This is a genomic window from Streptomyces sp. NPDC050617 (assembly GCF_040654795.1).
Lineage (GTDB): Bacteria > Actinomycetota > Actinomycetes > Streptomycetales > Streptomycetaceae > Streptomyces.
This window is the reverse complement of record NZ_JBFAIS010000028.1, coordinates 93,594-112,695: the sequence shown is the minus strand read 5'-3', so window position 1 is coordinate 112,695 and position 19,102 is coordinate 93,594. Positions and strand designations below refer to the sequence as shown.

19 protein-coding genes are annotated in these 19,102 nt (G+C 74.2%); 9 read left to right on the top strand and 10 right to left on the bottom strand.

Features of this window, described 5'->3' with window-relative positions; translation table 11 throughout:
* Window positions 1-134 precede the first annotated feature (134 nt).
* Together AB0I49_RS30345 and AB0I49_RS30340 are read right to left on the bottom strand one after the other, a co-directional pair.
* Window positions 135-584 (bottom strand): hypothetical protein, encoded by a 450-nt coding sequence (locus tag AB0I49_RS30345; RefSeq protein WP_363230322.1) that lies wholly within the window; start codon window positions 582-584, stop codon window positions 135-137.
* A 14-nt stretch (window positions 585-598) separates the two neighbouring features.
* Entirely contained in the window at window positions 599-1,762 is a 1,164-nt protein-coding gene (locus tag AB0I49_RS30340; RefSeq protein ID WP_363230321.1) for a hypothetical protein, read from the bottom strand.
* A gap of 542 nt (window positions 1,763-2,304) precedes the next feature.
* On the opposite strand from AB0I49_RS30340, the gene AB0I49_RS30335 reads away from it, so the two are divergent.
* Together AB0I49_RS30335 and AB0I49_RS30330 are read left to right on the top strand one after the other, a co-directional pair.
* Window positions 2,305-3,795, top strand: a complete 1,491-nt coding sequence (locus tag AB0I49_RS30335) for an alkaline phosphatase PhoX (RefSeq protein WP_363230320.1) — start codon at window positions 2,305-2,307, stop codon at window positions 3,793-3,795.
* A 71-nt stretch (window positions 3,796-3,866) separates the two neighbouring features.
* On the top strand, window positions 3,867-4,877 hold the full coding sequence (locus AB0I49_RS30330) for an MsnO8 family LLM class oxidoreductase (protein WP_363230319.1): 1,011 nt from the start codon (window positions 3,867-3,869) through the stop codon (window positions 4,875-4,877).
* A gap of 33 nt (window positions 4,878-4,910) precedes the next feature.
* On the opposite strand, the gene AB0I49_RS30325 is transcribed toward AB0I49_RS30330, so the two are convergent.
* Both AB0I49_RS30325 and AB0I49_RS30320 read right to left on the bottom strand, forming a co-directional pair.
* A complete protein-coding gene (locus AB0I49_RS30325) occupies window positions 4,911-5,108 on the bottom strand; it encodes a hypothetical protein (RefSeq protein WP_363230318.1) in 198 nt (65 codons plus the stop codon).
* 458 nt (window positions 5,109-5,566) lie between these two features.
* A complete protein-coding gene (locus AB0I49_RS30320; RefSeq protein WP_363230317.1) occupies window positions 5,567-6,514 on the bottom strand; it encodes an EamA family transporter in 948 nt (315 codons plus the stop codon).
* 89 nt (window positions 6,515-6,603) lie between these two features.
* Here AB0I49_RS30320 and AB0I49_RS30315 point away from each other — a divergent pair, with 89 nt between their 5' ends.
* The gene (locus tag AB0I49_RS30315) at window positions 6,604-7,140 is read left to right on the top strand and encodes a CGNR zinc finger domain-containing protein (RefSeq protein WP_363230316.1); all 537 of its coding nucleotides are present in this window, start codon (window positions 6,604-6,606) and stop codon (window positions 7,138-7,140) included.
* A gap of 99 nt (window positions 7,141-7,239) precedes the next feature.
* Here AB0I49_RS30315 and AB0I49_RS30310 read toward each other — a convergent pair whose 3' ends face one another.
* A complete protein-coding gene (locus AB0I49_RS30310; protein ID WP_363230339.1) occupies window positions 7,240-8,466 on the bottom strand; it encodes a TerD family protein in 1,227 nt (408 codons plus the stop codon).
* 187 nt (window positions 8,467-8,653) lie between these two features.
* Window positions 8,654-9,475: an NAD(P)-dependent oxidoreductase gene (locus AB0I49_RS30305; RefSeq protein WP_363230315.1), complete on the bottom strand. Its 822-nt coding sequence runs from the start codon at window positions 9,473-9,475 to the stop codon at window positions 8,654-8,656.
* Window positions 9,476-9,803: 328 nt separating this feature from the next.
* Here AB0I49_RS30305 and AB0I49_RS30300 point away from each other — a divergent pair, with 328 nt between their 5' ends.
* Window positions 9,804-10,193: a VOC family protein gene (locus tag AB0I49_RS30300; RefSeq protein WP_363230314.1), complete on the top strand. Its 390-nt coding sequence runs from the start codon at window positions 9,804-9,806 to the stop codon at window positions 10,191-10,193.
* Window positions 10,194-10,253: 60 nt separating this feature from the next.
* On the opposite strand, the gene AB0I49_RS30295 is transcribed toward AB0I49_RS30300, so the two are convergent.
* On the bottom strand, window positions 10,254-11,321 hold the full coding sequence (locus AB0I49_RS30295; RefSeq protein ID WP_363230313.1) for a WYL domain-containing protein: 1,068 nt from the start codon (window positions 11,319-11,321) through the stop codon (window positions 10,254-10,256).
* Between the two features lie 111 nt (window positions 11,322-11,432).
* Between AB0I49_RS30295 and AB0I49_RS30290 the strand changes: the two genes are divergently transcribed.
* Window positions 11,433-12,023 carry a DinB family protein gene (locus tag AB0I49_RS30290; protein ID WP_363230312.1) on the top strand — a complete coding sequence of 197 codons (591 nt, stop codon included), beginning with the start codon at window positions 11,433-11,435 and terminating at the stop codon, window positions 12,021-12,023.
* A 335-nt stretch (window positions 12,024-12,358) separates the two neighbouring features.
* On the top strand, window positions 12,359-13,465 hold the full coding sequence (locus AB0I49_RS30285) for a winged helix DNA-binding domain-containing protein (RefSeq protein ID WP_363230311.1): 1,107 nt from the start codon (window positions 12,359-12,361) through the stop codon (window positions 13,463-13,465).
* 96 nt (window positions 13,466-13,561) lie between these two features.
* On the opposite strand, the gene AB0I49_RS30280 is transcribed toward AB0I49_RS30285, so the two are convergent.
* A complete protein-coding gene (locus AB0I49_RS30280; protein ID WP_363230310.1) occupies window positions 13,562-13,711 on the bottom strand; it encodes a hypothetical protein in 150 nt (49 codons plus the stop codon).
* 145 nt (window positions 13,712-13,856) lie between these two features.
* Between AB0I49_RS30280 and AB0I49_RS30275 the strand changes: the two genes are divergently transcribed.
* Window positions 13,857-14,810, top strand: coding sequence for a 5-dehydro-4-deoxyglucarate dehydratase (locus AB0I49_RS30275; protein ID WP_363230309.1), 954 nt, complete (start codon window positions 13,857-13,859; stop codon window positions 14,808-14,810).
* Window positions 14,807-16,015, top strand: coding sequence for a hypothetical protein (locus AB0I49_RS30270; RefSeq protein WP_363230308.1), 1,209 nt, complete (start codon window positions 14,807-14,809; stop codon window positions 16,013-16,015). Before AB0I49_RS30275 ends, AB0I49_RS30270 begins: the two co-directional genes overlap by 4 nt.
* A 14-nt stretch (window positions 16,016-16,029) precedes the next feature.
* Here AB0I49_RS30270 and AB0I49_RS30265 read toward each other — a convergent pair whose 3' ends face one another.
* Window positions 16,030-16,494 carry a hypothetical protein gene (locus AB0I49_RS30265; protein ID WP_363230307.1) on the bottom strand — a complete coding sequence of 155 codons (465 nt, stop codon included), beginning with the start codon at window positions 16,492-16,494 and terminating at the stop codon, window positions 16,030-16,032.
* Window positions 16,495-16,664: 170 nt separating this feature from the next.
* Window positions 16,665-17,435 (bottom strand): IclR family transcriptional regulator, encoded by a 771-nt coding sequence (locus AB0I49_RS30260; protein WP_363230306.1) that lies wholly within the window; start codon window positions 17,433-17,435, stop codon window positions 16,665-16,667.
* Between the two features lie 124 nt (window positions 17,436-17,559).
* On the opposite strand from AB0I49_RS30260, the gene AB0I49_RS30255 reads away from it, so the two are divergent.
* Window positions 17,560-19,092 (top strand): aldehyde dehydrogenase (NADP(+)), encoded by a 1,533-nt coding sequence (locus AB0I49_RS30255; RefSeq protein ID WP_363230305.1) that lies wholly within the window; start codon window positions 17,560-17,562, stop codon window positions 19,090-19,092.
* Window positions 19,093-19,102: the final 10 nt, after the last annotated feature.

Below are 19,102 nucleotides of genomic sequence, written 5' to 3'. Positions count from 1 at the left end.
GAACGCCGGGCGGGCTGGATTGGGTGCGGGACGTTCGGCAGAGCTCGCCCAGTGGGTGGGTGTCCTCAAGCGCCGGACGGGCTGGGTTTGGTGCGGTTTGTTGCGGGTGCCCGTCCGGCGTGGCTGAGGGGCTGTCAGCACTCGTACCGGGTCGTGTGCTTGAACGACGACGACGCCCCGTCGAAGCCGTAGGTGCCGCGGTAGGCCGGCGGGTTCTGGAACTCGCCGACGATGGTGATGGTGTTGGCGCAGGCGCCCTGCCCGGCGCGCTTGGCGTCGAGGCGGATCTGCTGGCCGACGTAGCCGCCCGTGATGTCCCACGGGGCGCCGCAGATGCCGGAGGTGATCCGGCCGCCGCTCACTACGTGCGGGTACGTGTTCGGGTTGTACTGCACTTCCATGGCGAAGGTCACCGCGCCGTTGTGCAGGGTCAGCTTCGCCGTCGTGGTGAGGGCCTCGGCCGAGACGTCCATGGACGGGGCGGCGAACGCCTCGTCCCGCGTCTTGACCTCGGCGCCCATCGGGTTGACGAAGCGGTGCTCCGAACGGCCTTGGCCCTTCTTCTTCTGGGACGACGTTGTCATGGCTCCTCCGCCCGTCAGGCCAGCTGCTCGGAGATCTCGACGCGCAGCAGCGCGCGGACGTTCTCGATGTGGTTGATGACCGTCACGACGGACGACCCCGCGAAGAGCAGTCCGAGCGCGACGTCGTCCAGCGAGGTCACCAGGGAACCGGAGTCGCCGCCCGCCGAGATGTTGGTGGTGAGGATCTGGTCCTTGAACCGCGCCGTGCCGGCCGTGCCGTAGTTGACGTCGATCGTCGCGTCGACCGCCATGATCCGGCCCATGGTCAGGTTGGTGGTCCGGCCCGTCTTCTTGACCAGGTCGCCGACGGCCACATTGGCCTTGCGGCGCCAGGCGCGCGGCGCGGTGCCGAAGTACTGCTGGCGCGTGGCGTCCTGGAACTCCACCTCGCCGAGCGCGCAGTCCACCACGTTGTTGTGCTGCTCCAGCGGCGTCTGCGGGGCGAACTGGATGGTGATGAACCGGTCCAGCGTCGCGATCCGGTCCGCCGGGTCCTGGCCGCCGTCGAACGCGCCGGGCTGCACGATGGAGCTGCCCCGCTGCGCGCGGTTGGAGTCGGCCAGCACGTGGTTGTTGCTGAGGATGTAGAACTTGTTCGGGATGCCGAGGCCGGGCCCCGGCGGGTCGGTGGTCGCGCCCGGCAGGAAGTCGTACACGACCGAGCCGAGCGTGCCGGCCGTCACGGACACGTTCCCGACGGAGAAGCCGGACGGGCACGGGCGCATCCTGCGCTTGAGGGTCTGCGGCTCGAACGAGCCGAGCTCCCGGCCGATCTCGTCCAGCAGCGGCTGGGAGAGGCGCGACAGGGACTCGGTGGCGCCGCCGTCCGGGGCGTACGGGCTCTCCTGCCGTCCGCTCCCCATCGGGCGGCCGCTCTGGCGCTGGCGCTGGGCGGCGACGTGGCCCACGGCCACGACGTCGGTCGGGGTGCCGTCGTCCATCTGGTGCGGGATCATGTCCCGCTCGGTCAGCATCGACTCCGGAACCTTCTGGGTCACGAAGACCAGGACGGCTTCCTGGCCGGTCGGCTCCCCGTCGGTCCACTTCACGCCGTGGCCGAAGCCGACGACGTTGGCGACCGGTGCCTGCGGGCGCAGGAAGTCGGACATCGCCTGCTGGCGGGAGGAGTCACTGACCTGCCCGCCGGTGGGTCCTCGCATCATCTCGGGCCGGCTCACGCCGAACCACCTCTTCCCCGATCCTGGGCCCGCGCGGGCATGCGGACGCACCGTGCGCGGGACCGTGTGTGCGTGGAGCCCGGCCCTGACGAGGGCGGGGGCCGGACTCGGTGGGAGTCGCGCGTCGCGCGTGCTCCTGACGGGTGATGCAGGTAAGGGACTGTCTATGGCCGGGGTGGTCGGCGGTCAAGGGGTTCTGCGGGCAATCAAGTCATTGCTGGGCAGATGCCTTTGATGACCTTCTTTGTCATGGTTCGATGGCGGTCGCAGGGGCGGAGTGGCGGGGGCTGAGAAACGGTACGCCCCGTCGAAAATCACCGTGGATGTCGTGTCCCGTTCATCCGGCATTCGGTGCGGGGCGGGAGGGTGAGCGCCGTCACCCGGCCCGCCGCCCCCCCCCGGCCCGCCGTCGGCTCGCCGCTGGGTCGCCGGGCTGTCGGGCGCGGAGCGACCGCGTCGCCGAGCCACCGCGTCGCCGAGCCACCGCACCGCCGGGCCACCGCAACACCGAGCGACAGATCCGGCCATCCCTGGAGACGAAGATGACGATCAGCCGCACCAGCACGATCAGCCGCAGAGACTTCGCCAAGCGAACCGCCCACGCCGGCGCCGGCATCGCGCTGGCCGGCAGCGCCGGTGTGCTCGCCACCGCGCCCGGCGCCCTCGCCGCGGAGCCGGGCGAGGCCGGCGAGCGCCTCGACCGCCACGGCGAGGGGCCCGGCTACGGACCGCTCGTCCCGGACCCGGCCGGGCTCCTCGCGCTGCCCGCCGGGTTCTCGTACCGCGTCATCACCCGCGCCGGTGTCACCAGGCTGGAGTCCGGCGAGTTCACCCCGTCGAACCACGACGGCACCGCCGCCTTCGAGGGGCGGCGCGGAGCGACGCTGCTCGTCAACAACCACGAGCTGAGCGGCCCGCGCGCCAAGTGGCCGCACCCGGTGCCCCTGGCCGACGGCCTCGTCTACGACCCGGCGGCCGCGGGCGGCTGCACGATCGTCGAGGCCGGCGCACCCGGCACCGGGCCCCGCGGCCGCGGCCATGTCGCCGAGTGGGTCGGCCTCGCCGGCACCTCCACCAACTGCGCGGGCGGCAGCACCCCCTGGGGCACCTGGCTGACCTGCGAGGAGACCGAGGACAAGGCCGGCCAGAACGGGATGACCAAGGACCACGGCTATGTCTTCGAGGTCGATCCGTACGACCGGCGGGCGGGGCGCGGCCCGCGGCCCGTCAAGGCGTTCGGCCGGTACGCGCACGAGGCGGCCGTCGTCGATCCCCACCGCGGCCACGTCTACCTGACCGAGGACGCCGCGGGCCCGAACGGGCTGCTCTACCGCTGGACGCCGCCGCCCGGCTTCCGGCACGGGCGCGGGGAGCTGCGCGGGCTGGCGGACGACGCGGGCGCGCTCCAGGCGTTCAAGTGCTTCGACTCCGGCGGCCGGTTCGTCGACGACCTCGCACGCGCCACGAAGCCGGGCACGGTCTACGGCGTGGACTGGGCCGACGTCCCCGACCGCGACGCGCGGACGGTCTCGGTGCGCAAGCAGTTCACGGACGGCCAGGTCACGCGGGCCCGGAAGCTGGAGGGCATGTGGTGGGGCGACGGCGGCGTCTACGTCGTGTGCTCGTTCGCCCGCCAGGAGAGCCCCGTGCAGCACGACGGGCAGGTCTGGTTCTACGCGCCGAAGCGGCGCACCCTGACGCTCAAGGTGCGGCTCGGCGTCAACGCCCACCCGGAGCGGGAGGGCGCCTTCGACGGCCCCGACAACATCACGGTCTCGCCCTACGGCGGGCTCGTCATCGCCGAGGACGGGGACGGCGTGCAGCACCTCTTCGGGGCGCTCGACGACGGGCGCACGTACCCCCTCGCGCGCAACGAGCTGAACATCGGCACCGCGGACAAGCCCGCGTACAGCGAGTTCACCGGGGTGACCTTCTCACCGGACGGGCGAACGCTGTTCGCCAATATCCAGGAGCCCGGCATCATGCTGGCGATCACCGGGCCGTGGCGGCGCCAGGGCCGTCAGCGCCGCTGACGGCGGCCGAGGCGGGGCGCGGGCCCGCCCCGCCCCGGGAATCTTGAGCGCCCGCAGCTGTTGTCACGGAAGTGACCTCGGCACTACGGACGACCCCGCTCTCCCTCCTCGACCGCTCCCGCACCCGCGAGGGGCGGGAGCCGGGGGAGGCGCTGCGGGACACCGTGCGCCTGGCGGGGCTGGCCGAGGAGCTCGGATATCACCGTTTCTGGGTGTCCGAGCACCACAGCGTGCCCGGAGTGGCCGGTTCCGCGCCTACGGTCCTCGCCGCCGCGGTGGCCGCCGCGACCTCGCGCATCCGGGTCGGCACGGGCGGCGTGATGCTGCCCAACCACCGGCCGCTGGTCGTCGCCGAGCAGTTCGGGGTCCTCGAATCGCTCTTCCCCGGCCGTATCGACATGGGGCTCGGCCGGTCGGTCGGGTTCACCGACGGCATCCGGCGGGCGCTGGGCGCCGACAAGGACGCCACCCGCGACTTCGCCGCCCAGCTCGCCGAGCTGACCGGCTACTTCACCGGTGACCAGCGCGTACACCCCGAGGTGCACGCGCAGCCGGCCGAGGGGCTGCGGGTGCCGGTCTTCGTGCTGGCCAACGCCGCCGGGGCCCGGCTCGCGGCCGCCGCCGGGCTGGCCCTGGTCATCGGCGACCTCCGCGGCCAGGACCGGATGCTCGACGCCATCGAGCGCTACCGGGCGGAGTTCCGGCCGTCCCCGCTGCTCGCGGCCCCGTACGTCGTCATCGCGGGCACCGCGGCCGTCGCTGAGACCACCGCGGCCGCCCGCCGTCTGCTGCTCCCCGAGGCGTACTCGCTGGCCCGCTCCCGTACGCAGGGGGTCTTCCCGCCGCTGGTCCCCGCCGAGGAGATCGAGGCGCTGGAGCCGCGGATGACGGCCAGGGAGCGCGAGTACTACACGGCGGCCCTGGAGGGCCAGCTGCACGGCACGGAGGACGAGGTCGCCGCCGAGCTGGGGGCGGTGGTCGAGCGCACCGGCGCCGACGAGGTGCTGGTCACCACCAGTACGTACGACCGCGAGGCGCTCCAGGACTCCTACCGGCGGCTGGCCCGCGCGGCGAGGCGCTGACCGCCGGGGGCGGGCCGTGACGGCGCGTCCCCGTCAGGCCATGGCCGCGGCGCACCGCTCCCGGCCCATCGTCGCCAGCCACTCCCCGCGCAGCCGCTCGTACTCGCGGCGCTCCTTGGAGGTCAGGGCGCCGCCTCGGCGCGCCGAGGACGACCACAGGGCGTGGATCGCGGCGTTGAGTTCGGCGGCATCCGGGCGTGCGACAGCGGGGTCGGAACGGTGGGTGGGCATAGATACAGGCTAGGGGCAGGCACTGACAACGCACCCCGATACGCGGGGCACGGGTTCGCGCGCGGAGCCCTCCGACCGCCCTCCGACGGCGTGTTCGGCACGTGCCCGTACGGCCCGCAGAGCACCTTCCGCCCCGTTGAAGGCAGTTCGCGCACCGATCCGACGAACTGCCCTGATACCGCAAAAGACCTGATCAGGCATGGGGTGACGGTTCCGGACCGGACGGTGCCGGCCGGCGGGGGGATGGTGCGGGCGCGGTCGGGGCGCGCATTCGCCGGCGCCTCTCGGCGCGACGTGTCCAAGGTCATGGGTGCGACCAACGCCACACTGTTCCAGGGGTGTGAAACCGGCTTCTACGGGCGTACGCGCGACTCCGCGCGCGGGGTCCGGGGTTCGCGCGCGGGGGTCATCGGGGGTCAGGGACCGCGGCCGGGCCTGGGAGGTCACCGGACACCTCGTCAACTTCGGGTGCGGAAGCGGGCGCTCCGGGACGGAACGCGTGATGGGGCACGCGACGGGCGGTCGCCGTGGGGGTCTTCGGCGGAGTGGTCGCCGCCCGCGCCCGCGATCGACCAGGCCGTCGCCCCCACGACCAGGGACACCGCCGCGATCTGACGCCCCGTAAGGCTCTCGTGCAGCAGCAGAGCGCCCGCAGCGGCGCCGACGGCCGGGCTCAGGGACAGCAGGACCCCGAAGGCGCGGACGCCGACACGGCGCAGGACGGCCATGTCCAGGGAGTACGGAACGAGCGACGACAACACGGCGACCAGGAACCCGATGCCCAGCACGCCGGGGTGCGCCGCCACCTCGCGCCCGGCGGTCACGGCGGCTGCCGGGGTCAGCGCGCACGCCCCGACGGCCAGGGCGAGGGCGAGGCCGCTCGCGTCCGGGAACCGCTGCCCCACCCGCCGGCTGAGGACCACGTAACCGGCCCGGCAGAGGGCCGCCAGCGCGCCGAGCAGCAGCCCCGCCACCGGAACGGCCTGGCCGGGAACCGCCAGCAGCACCACGCCGGCCAGCGCCGGCAGCGCCGCGGCCAGGTCCCGTACGCGCCGGGACAGGGCGACCGCCAGCGTGAGCGGACCCAGCAGTTCCAGCGACGAGGCGACGCCGATCGGCAGGAACCTGATGGCCTGGAAGTAGGCGACGTTCATGGCGGCGAGGGCCAGGCCGAGCGCGACGGCGGCCCGCCACTGGCGCCCGTCGATGCGCCGGGGGCGCGGGCGCACGGCGAGCCACATGATCACGGCGGCGAAGAGCAGCCGCATCCCCGCCAGCGCCACGGCCCCGACCTGGTCGTACGCGCCCTTGGCCACGGCCGCGCCCACCTGGAGGCTGCACATCTGCGCCAGGACGAGCACGAGGGGCAGCCGGTTCCGGCTGATGGCATGACGGCGCTCGGGCATGGGCTTCCCGTGTCCTCTCCTGGGTCCCGCCGCGGCGGGCGGGGAGGCCGCGAGCGGCGGCCCGGCCGCCACCATGCTGTAATCAGTCAGTGCACTTCAACCATTACGGCGGCGAGGCCGCCCGGCTGGCCGCCGCCCTGGCCAACGGCGCCGAACCGTGGGAGCCGCACGAACTGGAACCCGTTCTGGACGCGCACGGCATAGCGGACCGCCGCCTCACCGGCGCACAGGCCCGGCGGGTCTGGGAGTGGAGCCGACGGCTCGGCGCCTGCTTCGGGGCGCAGCCGCCCGCCGTGCGCTGCGAGCGGATCAACGTCCTGCTGGCGGACTCGGCCAGCCGCCCGTACATCTCCCTGCACGACGGCACCCCGCATCTGCACTACAGCTCCGAGGGCGCCGACCCGGCCGCGCACATCCGGGCCGTCACCGCCGCCGGACTCTCCTACGTCGCGTGCTTCGCGTCCCCGGACCGGCTGGGGCGGTGCGCCCGCGAGGGGTGCGACCGCGTGTTCGTCGACGTCTCCCGCAACGGCCGGCGCGCCTACTGCACCCTCAGGTGCTCCAACAACGACGCCGTACGCCGCCACCGCGCGCAGCACCGGACGCCGCCCCCGCGCCGCCCGTGACGCGATGCCCGGCGGCGCTGCCATGGCGGCGCGCACGCGGAAGGGCCGCGCCCGACCACTGGTCGGGCGCGGCCCTCGGACGCGGCGGGCGGACGGCGCCTACAGCGCCTCGGCGGCGGGCTTGACCAAGCCGCGGACCGTACGCGCCTTGACGAAGCCGCCGATGGCGGTCATGTCCCACTCGCCCGAGAACTGGCGGATCAGCTTGCACATCAGCACGCCCGTCTTCGGCTCCGAGCCCGTCAGGTCGAAGCGCACCAGCTCGTCGCCGGACTGGGCGTCCAGCAGCCGGCAGTACGCCTTCGCGACCTCGCTGAACTTCTGGCCGCTGAAGGAGTTCACGGTGAAGACCAGACCGGTCACCTCCGGCGGGAGGCCGCCCAGGTGCACGGTGATGGACTCGTCGTCGCCCGCGCCGTCGCCGGTGAGGTTGTCGCCGGAGTGCTGGATCGCGCCGTTGAGGATCTGGAGCTTGCCGAAGTAGCAGGCGTCGATCATCTTGCGGTCCGGGCCGTAGGCGATGACGGACGCGTCGAGGTCGATGTCCTTGCCGCGGAAGGCGGGCTCCCAGCCGAGGCCCATGCGCACCGAGGTCAGGAGCGGCCGGCCGCCCTTGACGAGCGAGACGGTCTGGTTCTTCTGGAGGCTGACCTTCCCCTTGTCGAGGCTGACCTTGCCCGCGCCGGGCGCCGGAGCGGCGGGCGCCGCCGGGGGAGCGGGCGGCTGCACGGGCCGCGGGGCCTGCGCCGGGGCGGACGGGGGAGGCGGCAGCGGGGCCGCGGGGCCGGTGGGCGCGGGCGCCTGTACGGGAGCGGGGGCGGGCTGGGGCGTCGGCTCCTCCACGCTCACGCCGAAGTCCGTGGCGATTCCGGCCAGCCCGTTCGCGTACCCCTGACCGACCGCGCGGGCCTTCCAGGCGTCGCCCCGCCGGTACACCTCGACGACCACCAGCGCCGTCTCCGCGCCCAGCCGCGGCGGGGTGAACGTGGCGAGGGGGGAGCCGTCGTCGGCGCTGCGGAGCGTCGCCGTCGGCTCCGTACCGGCGAAGGTCGCGCCCGCCGCGTCCAGGCTCGCGGTCACCACGACCTTCTCGATGCCGGGCGGCACGGCCGCGGTGTCCACCGTGATCGAGTCGCCCGCGCCGCCGGAGCCGGCGCGGTGCGTCACGCCCGGCCCGTTGGGCTGGTTGTAGAAGACGAAGTCGTCGTCGGAGCGCACCTTGCCGTCGGCGGTGAGCAGCAGGCCCGACACGTCGAGCCGCACGGGAGCGGTGACGTCCACCGTCACGCGGGCGACGGAGAGGGGGATGTTCGAGCCGGGTGTCATAGCGGTCATGTCACGGGTAACGAGCGGCCCCGCTTTGCAGTTCCATTACTTACGCGTACTTACGTGATCCTTTCGCGATCCTTTCGCGCCGGGACCGTTGGGGCGGGACGGGGCGGGGCGGGCGGACGGGGCGCATGGTGCGGAGTCAGCAGGTCAGTACGGCCGGTCGGTCAGTACAGCCAGCCGGTCAGTACGGCCAGATCGGCGGGTTGGTGCAGAAGTGGCCGCCGAGGTGGGCGTGGTCGGGGTTGCCGGGGTCGAGTTCGCCCTGGGCGGCGACGAGGGCGGGCGCGAAGGGCTCCGAGTCGTCCTGCGGCTCGTACCCGAGGGCGCGGGCCGTGGAGAGGTCCCACCACAGGCGGGTGTTGGCGGAACTGCCGTAGACCACGGTGTGCCCCACGCTCTCGGCGGTGAGGGCGGCGTGCAGCAGGCGCGCCCCGTCGGCGGGGCTCATCCAGACCGAGAGCATGCGCACCGACGTCGGCTCGGGGAAGCAGGAGCCGATGCGGATGGAGACGGTCTCGACGCCGTGCAGGTCCCAGTAGAGGGAGGCGAGGTCCTCGCCGAAGCCCTTGGAGAGGCCGTAGTAAGTGTCCGGCCGGCGCTCGGTGTTCACGGGGATGAGCGCGCCGGGCGCGGCGGGGGTGGTCGCGGGGCGCGGGGTGAACCCCACGGCGTGGTTGCTGGAGGCGAACACGACGCGGCCCACGCCCTCTTCGCGGACGGCCTCGTAAAGGTTGTACGTGCCCTCGATGTTGGCGCGCAGGATCTTCTCGAACGGGGCCTCCAGCGAGATCCCGGCGAGATGAACGACCGCGTCCACACCGCGTACGGCCTCCCGCAGCGCTTCCTTGTCGGCGAGGTCCGCGGTGATGGCGTCCGGCTCGCCCCCGATGGGCTGTACGTCGAAGAGCCGGAGCGCGTAGCCGTACGCGGGCAGCAACTCGCGCATCAGGGTGCCCAGGCCGCCGGCGGCGCCGGTGAGCAGGACGGTGCGGGGAGCGGGCATGGGCGGATCTCCTCCGGGCGGGGGGCGGTTGCATGTGCGGACGGCATTCAGATGTGTGGACACGCTAAGGAGCGGTGGTGACCGGGTCAAGACGGGGGCCGGGGCAAGGTGCGGGCCGGGTCAAGGTGCGGGCTGTTCGAGACGCGGGCCGTTCGAGACACCGGGTTCTGTTTCCCGGCCTCTGTTCCCTGCCCTCCGGACTCCGCCCCTGCCTCTCGACGCCGAGCGCCGCGCTGTTTAGGATCACCGGCACGGCATCGCGTGTCGGTCACCGACCGGGTGAGGCATGGAGGTGCCCGTGAGATTGCCTTACGGAGGCATTCCACGCATGTCAGTCGAGTTGAATCACACCATCGTCCACGCCCGCGACAGCCGGGAGTCCGCCGAGTTCCTGGCGCACATCCTGGGGCTTGAGGTCGGGGCCGAGTGGGGCCCGTTCATTCCGGTGGCCACCAGCAACGCGGTCACCCTGGACTTCGCCGAGGTCCCGGCGGAGTCGCTCGTCATGCAGCATTACGCGTTCCTCGTGTCCGACGACGAGTTCGACGCCGCTTTCGCCCGTATCCGGCAGGGCGGGATCGCCTATTACGCCGATCCGAGGCTGAAGCAGGCGGGGGAGATCAACCACCATCACGGCGGGCGCGGGCTGTACTTCCTGGATCCGTCCGGTCATGGCATGGAGATCATCACCCGGCCGTACGGCAGCGCCGAGCAGTAGCCGTACGGTCTCCCGCCGCGCGGGTCACTCGGATCGCCCGGATCGCTCGGTTCGTTCGGTTCACTCGGGCCGCTCGGGCCGCTCGGACGAATCCGCGGCCGCGGCGGCTGTGCCGATCGCGTCGGTCGTGCCGGTCGTGCCGGTCGCGGCATCGGCGTAGCGGCGGGCCAACTGGGCGCAAGCCTGCTTGAGTTCGGGCGGTTCCACGACCTCGATGTCGGCGTCGAATCGGCCGATGGCGGCGGCGAGGCCGGTCCATGACCACGAACCCAGGGTCAGCCGGCAGCGGTTCGGGCCCAGTTCCTCGACCAGCCCGTCGTGGGCGTAGCGGTACACGTCCGCGGCGGGCAGGTCGAGGATCGCCTCGCCGCGGCACGGCCAGCCGCCGGGGGCTTCGGAGCCCTGGAACCTGCCCGCCACGAAGGCGGCCACGTCGCCCCCGGGCAGTTCGCGCGGGGTGAAGCGGGGCCCGTTGGGGGAGCGCGGGGCGATGCGGTCGGCGCGGAAGGTGCGCCAGTCCTCGCGGTCGAGATCCCAGGCGACGAGGTACCAGCGCCCGCCCCACGTCACGAGGTGGTGGGGCTCCGCCCGGCGCGGGGGAGCGGCGTCCGGGGCCGCGTCGCCCGTTCCCGGCGCGGAGGCCGGAACGTAGTCGAAGCGCAGCACCTCGCGGGCGTGGACCGCCGCGCTGAGCGTCATGAGCACACCGCTGTCGACCTGCGGGTACGGCCGGGCCGACGACGGCTGGACCGCGGTCACCTGGAGGGTGTCGATCCGGCGCCGCAGCCGCGCCGGCATGACCTGCCGGACCGTGGTCAGCGCGCGCGCCGCCGCCTCCTCGATGCCGGCGCCGGTGCCGGCGGCGATCTGGAGGGCGACGGCGAGGGCCACGGCCTGCTCGTCGTCGAACAGCAGCGGCGGCAGATCCGCCCCCGCGCCGAGCCGGTACCCGCCGTCCGGCCCCTTCACCGCCGCGATGGGGTAGCCGAGTTCGCGCAGGCGGTCGACATCGCGGCGCACGGTGCGCGGACTGATCTCCAGGCGCTCGGCCAGCAGCGCCCCCGGCCAGTCGCGGCGCGCCTGGAGCAGGGAGAGCAGGGACAGGAGTCGCGCTGACGTCTTCGGCATGGTTCCCATACTGCCCCCATGCTCGCGCGAGAAGCGGCCACAACCTGTCCGCTACCCCTGCGACTCTGTCCCCGTCCGCACAACGAGAACGACCCGAAGGACCCGATCACTGTGACTGCCGCAACGACCCCCCGCTCCGCTCCCGACGGCGACGCCGACGTCGAGCGGGCCGAACTGATCGCCGCGCTCGCGACCGCGCGCGGCGCGCTGACCGCCACGGTGCGCGGACTGACCGACGAGCAGGCCGGCGAGCGCCCGACGGCCAGCGCGCTGTGTCTGGGCGGACTGATCAAGCACGTGGCGTTCATCGAGGAAGGGTGGCTGCGCTTCGTCGTCGACGGCCCGTCCGCGCTCCGCTACGACCTGCCCGACGGCGTCACCTGGGCCGACCTGGGGGCCGGCACCGCACGCGAGGTCCCGCAGTGGGCCGTCGACCACCAGAACAACCTCCAGATGCTGCCCGGCGAGACGCTGGCCGCCGTCCTGGAGCGCTACGAGCGCGTCGCCGCCCGAAGCGAGGAGGTCATCGCCTCCGTGCCGGACCTCTCCGCCGCCCACCCGCTGCCGGAGGCCCCCTGGAACGAGCCGGGGGCGGTGCGCAGCGTGCGCCGGGTGCTGATGCACGTCATCGCGGAGACCGCCCAGCACGCGGGGCACGCCGACATCCTGCGCGAGACGCTGGACGGGACGACGGCGAGCTGACGGGGGCCTGCCGGCTGGGGCGCCGCCGAACTCCGGCAGGCGGCAGGCGGCAGGCGGCCGGCCGGGCCCGTCCGACCCGGCCCGTCTCAGGACGGCCCGACCTGGTCCGGCTCGACCCGGCCTGGTCTGACCCCGCCCGACCTGACCTGGTCCGGCCCGCCCGGCCCGTACGATCTCGGCTCGGCTCACGTCGTACGTCGTACGTCGTACGTACGCGACCGTCGTACGTACGCGACCGTCGTACGTACGCGACCGTCGTACGTACTCGACTCGAAAGGAACAGCGCCGACCATGCAGCGACTCGCGCCCCGGACGACCCACCGCGAGGTGATCCGATGACCGCCGTCCTCGACGCCCGAGCGCTCAACCGCGCCACCCTCGCCCGGCAACTGCTGCTCGAACGCGCCGACGTACCGGCCCTCGACGCCGTCGCGCACCTCGGCGGGATGCAGGCGCAGGAGCCGCAGGAGCCGTTCGTGGGGCTCTGGTCGCGGCTGCGCGCGTTCGACCCGGCGGAGCTCTCGGACCTGCTCGTCGGGCGGCGCGTGGTGCGCACGCACCTCATGCGCCGCACCGTCCACCTCGTCACCGCCGACGACGCCCTGGCCTGGCGGGCCCGTCACGACGCCATGCTGCGGCAGCGGGTGCTCGGTACCTACCGCCGCGAGCTCGACGGCGTCGACCTCGACGAACTCGCCGCGGCCGGCCGGGCGGTGCTCGCCGACGGCGAGCCCCGCTCGATGCCGGAGCTCGCTCGGGCGCTCGCCGACCGCTGGCCGGATCCGGGCCCGCGGGCGCTGGGCGAGATGCTGGTCGCCGCCCTCATCCCCATGGTGCAACTGCCGCCGCGCGGGCTCTGGCGCGCGAAGGGAGGGGTGCGCAACGTCCCGGTCTCCTCGTGGCTCGGCCGCGAGATCGACCCGCCCGCCGCGGACGGGACCGACCCCGTGGGCCGGGCGCTGGTGCGGCGCTACCTGGCGGCGTTCGGCCCCGCCGCCTCCGCCGACCTGCGCGCCTGGTGCGGCCTCGCCGGGCTGCCGGCCGCGGTCGCCGCCGTGCGCGAGGAGTTGGTCGGCTTCCGCGACGAGCGGGGCCGGGAGCTGCTGGACCTGCCCGACGCGCCCCGCCCCGACCCCGCGACTCCGGCCCCGATGCGGTTCCTGCCGGCGTTCGACAACGCGATCCTCGGCTTCCAGGACCGCGGCCGGATCATCGACGACGCCCACCGCGGCCTCTCGGTCACCGGGGCCCGCGTCGTCCTGGTCGACGGCCGCGCCGCCGCGACCTGGACCGCCAAGGCCGGTACGGTCACGGTCACCCCGCTGCGCGCCTTCTCCCGAGCCGAACGCGCCGCCGTCGCCGAGGAGGGGCAGGCCCTGGCGTCGTTCCTCTCGGACGGGGAGAGCGACCGGGTGGAGCTGGCCGCCGCCGTGTCCGGCTGAGAACCGGCGCCGGCCCCCGGGCCGGGCCGGGCCGTTCCGCGCCGTACCGCGCCGCCGTCGGCGCATCGCGTCGGTCCCGTCGTCGGGAGCCTGCGGTCAGTCCGCGTCCGGGGCCGAGTGCCGGGACGCGTGCCGGACCGCGTCCAGGGCCTCGGCGGGCAGCGTGCCGCGCGGGCCGATGGCGTCGGCCACGCCCAGGCAGCCGCTGTCGCGGAAGACGACAGAGCGCGGACAGGGCGCGGACAAGGGGAGGGCAGGGCGCGGGCAGAGGGCGGGCAAAGGCAGCGCGGTGTCCGGCACTTGACCGGCTCCGTCGGGCTGGCTTAGCGTAGCCGCGTTCAGAGATATGGACGCTAATCAGAAACGTGCACGTACACGCCAGGGAGAGCCCGTGACCTCTGCCGCACTCGCCGAGCGCCTCGACGGCCTGCTGTTCTTTCCCGTGACCGCGTACGGGCCCGACGGCGGGCTCGACCTCGAAGCGTTCCGCGCCCATGTGCGCGCGGGCGTCGACGCGGGCGCGGCGGCGGTCTTCGCGTGCTGCGGCACCGGGGAGTTCCACGCGCTGACCGCGGAGGAGTTCCGCGCGTGCGTCGCCGCCGCCGTCGAGGAGGCGGCCGGCCGGGTGCCCGTCGTCGCCGGGGCCGGCTACGGGACCGCGCTCGCCAAGCAGTACGCCCGGCACGCCGAGGAGGCGGGCGCGGACGGCCTGCTCGCCATGCCGCCGTATCTCGTCGTGCCCGGCCAGGAAGGGCTGCTGCGGCACTACACCGAACTCGCCGGGGCCACCTCCCTCGACGTCATCGTCTACCAGCGCGACAACGCGGTCTTCACCCCCGAGACCGTCGTCGAACTCGCCCGCACCCCCGGCATCATCGGACTCAAGGACGGCTGCGGCGACCTCGACCTGATGCAGCGCATCGTGAGCGCGGTCCGCACCGCGCTCCCGCGCGAGGACTTCCTCTACTTCAACGGGCTGCCCACCGCCGAACTCACCGGCCTCGCCTACCGCGCCATCGGCGTGCGCCTCTACTCCTCCGCCGTCTTCTGCTTCGCGCCCGAGATCGCCCTCGCCTTCCACCGGGCGCTCGCCACGGGCGACGACGCGCTGGTGGCCAAGCTCCTCGACGGCTTCTACGTGCCGCTCGTCGAACTCCGCAACCAGGGGCGCGGATACGCGGTCTCGCTCGTCAAGGCGGGCGTCCGCCTCGGCGGCCTCGACGTCGGCGAGGTGCGGCCCCCGCTCACCGAACCGACCGCCGCGCACGTCAAGGAGCTCGCCGAACTCATCGAGCGGGGCCGGGCGCTGCTGACGGAGGCGGTCCCGCCGCTGGAGGCGAAGTGATCGCCGCCGCGTTCCTCTACCCCTGGGACGTCGTCGGCGACCCGGACGCCGCCCGCCGCGTCGCGGACCTCGGCGTCCGGCGCGTCACCCTCGCCTCCGCCTACCACTCCACCCGCGCCCTGACCCCCCGTCACCCCGGCCGCCGCATCGTCACCGCCCGCCACTCCGCCGTCCTCTACCCGCCGGACGCGGACCGCTGGCGGGGACGGGAGCTGCGCCCGTACGCGCAGTCCTGGACGGCCGGGGCCGACCCGTTCGCGGAGGCCGCGGAGGCGCTGGCCGCGGCGGGGCTCGACGTGTACACCTGGGTGGTGCTCGCGCACAACTCCCGCCTGGGCGAGGAGCATCCGGCCACCTCCGTGCGGAACGCGTACGGCGACCGCTACCCCTGGGCCCCCTGTGTCGCCCGCCCCGAGGTCCGTACGTACCTGGTCGACCTGGCCGCGGAGGCCGCGACCCGCCCCGGCGCGAGCGGGACGGACCTGGAGTCCTGCGGCTGGTACGGCCTGGCGCACCTGCACGCCCACGACAAGATCGGCGGGGTGGGGCTGGACGGCGCGGGCCAGTACCTGATGTCGCTGTGCTTCTGCGACGTCTGCGCCGCGGGCTACTCCGGGCACGGCGCGGACCCCGAGGAACTGCGCGCCGCGACCGTACGGGCCCTGCGGCCGTACTGGTCCGGAGGCGAGGCGGCGGGCGCGGCCGACCGCGCGGGGGAGTGGGCCGAGGTGCGCGAACTCCTCGGCCCGGACCTCGCCGAGGCCGTACGCGCCTGGCGCGACGCCGCCGCGGACACCCTCCAGCGGGAGTGCGTGGCGGCCGTCCGCGCCGCGGCGGGAGCGGACCGCCCCGGCTTCCGCGTCATGCTCCACGCCGACCCGGCCCCGCACCGCTGCGGCGCCAACGCGGGCGTCGTCCCCGCCGGCGTACTCGCCCACGCCGACGGCGTCGTCCTCCCCTGCACCGGCCCCGACGCCGCCCGCGAAGCGGTCCTGCGCCCCTTCGCCGGTCACGGAGCCCCGGACCGTACTCTCGCCGCCAACTTCACCGTCGTCTCCGGCATGGGCGGCAGCCCCGGCTCCCTCGCCGCCGACGCCGCCCACGCGGCGTCGCTGGGCGCGGACGAACTGCGGCTCTACCACGCGGGGCTGGCCTCCGACGCCGATCTCGCGGCGGTACGGACGGCGCTCACGCGTCTCGGCTGAGTCCCGGCGTCCGGTCAGCCGCCCGACCGCAGGGCCGGTTCCGGGAGGGTGGCCAGGCGGCGGCGGTGTTCGGCGCGCAGGGCTATCGCCGTGGCCAGGGCCCCCGCGCCCTCCCAGAGGCCGACGCCGACGAAGGGCGTGGGGGCGCGTCCGGAGACCACGGCGAGGGTGAAGACGGCGCAGGTCAGGACGCGGAAGGGGACGGTCCAGATGAAGAAGGCGCGCCAGTCGGCGAAGGCCGCCAGCACGTAGTACACGCCCATGTTCAGCGCCGCCATCGACGACGCCGTGATGAACGTACGGGTGTGGTCGACCGGCGCGCGGTGCGCGGAACCGAGGGGTTCGAGGCCCATCGCCGCGATCAGCGACTCCGGGGCGACGAGCCCCACCACGCCCAGCAGCGCGGCGAGGGCCCCGAAGACCGCCATGGTCCAGCCGGACGGAGAACGGGGCGTACGAATCGGCGGGAAGCCGGACATGAGGGGTACTCCAGGGCGCGATCGGCATGGTGAACGGGCCGCAACTCGCAACTCCCCCTGGCGCGGCCCGCGTTGATGTGCAGACCTTACGGCGTGCGATCACGCGCCCCGCTACCGGGCGGCCGTCGGACCCGCCTCGGCCCACTCCCGTGCGCCGTGCGCCCTGCGCCTCAGAGCCGCCGCGTCGCCAGCGTCAGACGGTCGCGGGCGTCGAAGAGCGCGTCCTTGATCATCTGCTCGTGCGCCGGGGTCAGCCGGGCCACCGGGACCGAGCAGCTGATCGCGTCGCGCGCCGGGGTGCGGTACGGAATGGCGACGCCGAAGCAGCGCAGGCCCAGGGTGTTCTCCTCGCGGTCCACGGCGTAGCCCTGTTCGCGGACGGCGTGGAGCTCCTCGATGAGCTGTTCGCGGTCGGTGATGGTGTGCTCGGTGAGCGGCGCCAGGGACTCCGGCAGCAGCTTGCGGACCTGCTCGTCGGTGCAGGTGGCGAGCAGCGCCTTGCCCAGCGAGGTGGAGTGGGCGGGCAGCCGGCGGCCGACGCGGGTGAAGGGGCGCAGGTAGTGCTGGGACTGGCGGGTGGCCAGATAGACGACATTGGTGCCGTCGAGGCGAGCGAGGTGGATGGTCTCGGTGGTGTCGTCGGAGAGCCGGTCCAGGGTGGGGCGGGCGGCGGCCACCACCTCGTCGCCGTCGATGTAGGAGGTGCCGACCAGCAGGGCGCGCACGCCGATGCCGTACCGAGTGCCGGTGGCGTCCGTCTCGACCCAGCCCAGCTCGACCAGGGTGCGCAGCAGCATGTACAGGCTGGACTTGGGGTACCCCACGGCCTCCTGGACGGCCGCGAGGCTGTGCATGCCCGGCCGGCCGGCGAAGAATTCGAGCAATTCGACCGTGCGGACCGCGGACTTGACCTGGGCTCCGCCCGTCTCGGCAGCTGACATCGCCCTTGACCCCTCTGTTCGACCCGCCATAGAGTCCCCAGAATATTCACCATCAGGGACAGCGTTCAGCATATCGAACAACACCCGGTGTGCGAACCGCAACCAGCAGGAGGAGGAGCCCGCGGTGGCAGCACCAGTGTGGAGCGTCGACCCCCGGACCGGGAAGCAGTACGAGCAGGTCGCCGAGGAAGCGGGCCCGGCCGACGTGGACCGCGCCGTACGCGCCGCGCACGCCGCCCGCCCGGCCCTCGCCGACCGCGCCGCGCGGGCCGCCCTGCTGCGCGGCGCCGCCGACCTCCTCGACGAGGCGGGCGAGCGGCTCGTCGCCGCCGCCGACGCGGAGACCGCGCTCGGCGCCGGCCGCCTCACCGGCGAACTGGCCCGCACCGCCTACCAGTTCCGCGCCTTCGCGGACGCCGTGGACGAGGGCGCCTTCCTCGACATCATCGTCGACCACGCCGACCCCGCCGCCCAGCCCGTGCCCCGCCCCGACCTGCGCCGCTACAAGGTGCCGCTCGGCGTCGTCGCCGTCTACGCCGCCAGCAACTTCCCGCTGGCCTTCTCCGTGCCCGGCGGCGACACCGCGAGCGCGCTCGCCGCCGGCTGCCCCGTCGTCGTCAAGGCCCACCCCGACCACCCCGCCACCTCCGAGCTCTGCGGCTCCCTGCTACGCCGCGCCGCCGTCGCCGCCGGGCTGCCCGAGGACGTCGTCACCGTCGTGCACGGCTTCGACGCGGGCCTCGACCTGGTGCGGCACCCGCTGGTCGCCGCCGCCGGGTTCACCGGCTCGGTGCGCGGCGGCCGGGCCCTGTTCGACGCGGCCGCCGCCCGCCCGCACCCCATCCCCTTCCACGGCGAACTCGGCAGCCTCAACCCGGTCGTCGTCACCCGCGCCGCCGCCGAGGAGCGCGCCGAGCAGATCGGCGCGGGGCTCGCGGGGGCCATGACGATGGGCGTCGGCCAGTTCTGCACCAAGCCCGGCCTCGTCCTCGCCCCGGCCGGCGAGTCCGGCGACCGGCTGCTGAAGTCCCTCGCCGACGCCGTCGGCGCCGCCGGCGCGGGCGTCCTGCTCGACGCCCGGATGCGGGACGCCTTCGCGGAGGGCGTACGGGAGCGGGCCGAACTCCCCGGCGTGCAGGCCCCCGTGGTCCCGGGCGCGGCGGGCGAACACACCGTCGGCGCCGGGTTCCTCGCCGTGCCCGCCGACCTTCTCGCCTCCGGCGGCCCGTACGGCGTCCTGCTGGAGGAGTGCTTCGGCCCCGTCACCGTCGTCGCCCGCTACACCGACGACGCGGAGATCGACGCGGTCCTCGGGCAGCTGTCCGGCAACCTCACCGCCACCGTGCACCTCGGCGCGGCGGAGGCCGACGGGACGGCGGGGCGGGGAGCGGACCTGCTCGCCGCGCTCGTACCGCTCGCGGGCCGGGTGCTCGTGGACGGCTGGCCCACCGGCGTCGCGGTCACCGAGGCGCAGCACCACGGCGGCCCGTACCCGGCGACGACCTCCACCTCCACCTCCGTCGGCGCCACCGCCGTCGAACGCTGGCTGCGCCCCGTCGTCCACCAGAACACCCCCGCCGCCCTGCTCCCGCCCGAGCTGCGCGACGGCAACCCGCTGGGGCTGCCGCGCCGCGTGGACGGCCGCCGCGAGAGTTGAGAGCCTGCGT

Bases quoted from the DNA above. Each gene is read 5' to 3' on its own strand.
- AB0I49_RS30300 (WP_363230314.1), top strand. From the start codon at position 9,804: ATGTCAGTCGAGTTGAATCACACCATCGTCCACGCCCGCGACAGCCGG.
- AB0I49_RS30265 (WP_363230307.1), bottom strand. From the start codon at position 16,494: ATGTCCGGCTTCCCGCCGATTCGTACGCCCCGTTCTCCGTCCGGCTGG.
- AB0I49_RS30305 (WP_363230315.1), bottom strand. From the start codon at position 9,475: ATGCCCGCTCCCCGCACCGTCCTGCTCACCGGCGCCGCCGGCGGCCTG.
- AB0I49_RS30325 (WP_363230318.1), bottom strand. From the start codon at position 5,108: ATGCCCACCCACCGTTCCGACCCCGCTGTCGCACGCCCGGATGCCGCC.
- AB0I49_RS30335 (WP_363230320.1), top strand. From the start codon at position 2,305: ATGACGATCAGCCGCACCAGCACGATCAGCCGCAGAGACTTCGCCAAG.
- AB0I49_RS30345 (WP_363230322.1), bottom strand. From the start codon at position 584: ATGACAACGTCGTCCCAGAAGAAGAAGGGCCAAGGCCGTTCGGAGCAC.
- AB0I49_RS30285 (WP_363230311.1), top strand. From the start codon at position 12,359: ATGACCGCCGTCCTCGACGCCCGAGCGCTCAACCGCGCCACCCTCGCC.
- AB0I49_RS30320 (WP_363230317.1), bottom strand. From the start codon at position 6,514: ATGCCCGAGCGCCGTCATGCCATCAGCCGGAACCGGCTGCCCCTCGTG.
- AB0I49_RS30295 (WP_363230313.1), bottom strand. From the start codon at position 11,321: ATGCCGAAGACGTCAGCGCGACTCCTGTCCCTGCTCTCCCTGCTCCAG.
- AB0I49_RS30260 (WP_363230306.1), bottom strand. From the start codon at position 17,435: ATGTCAGCTGCCGAGACGGGCGGAGCCCAGGTCAAGTCCGCGGTCCGC.
- AB0I49_RS30310 (WP_363230339.1), bottom strand. From the start codon at position 8,466: ATGACACCCGGCTCGAACATCCCCCTCTCCGTCGCCCGCGTGACGGTG.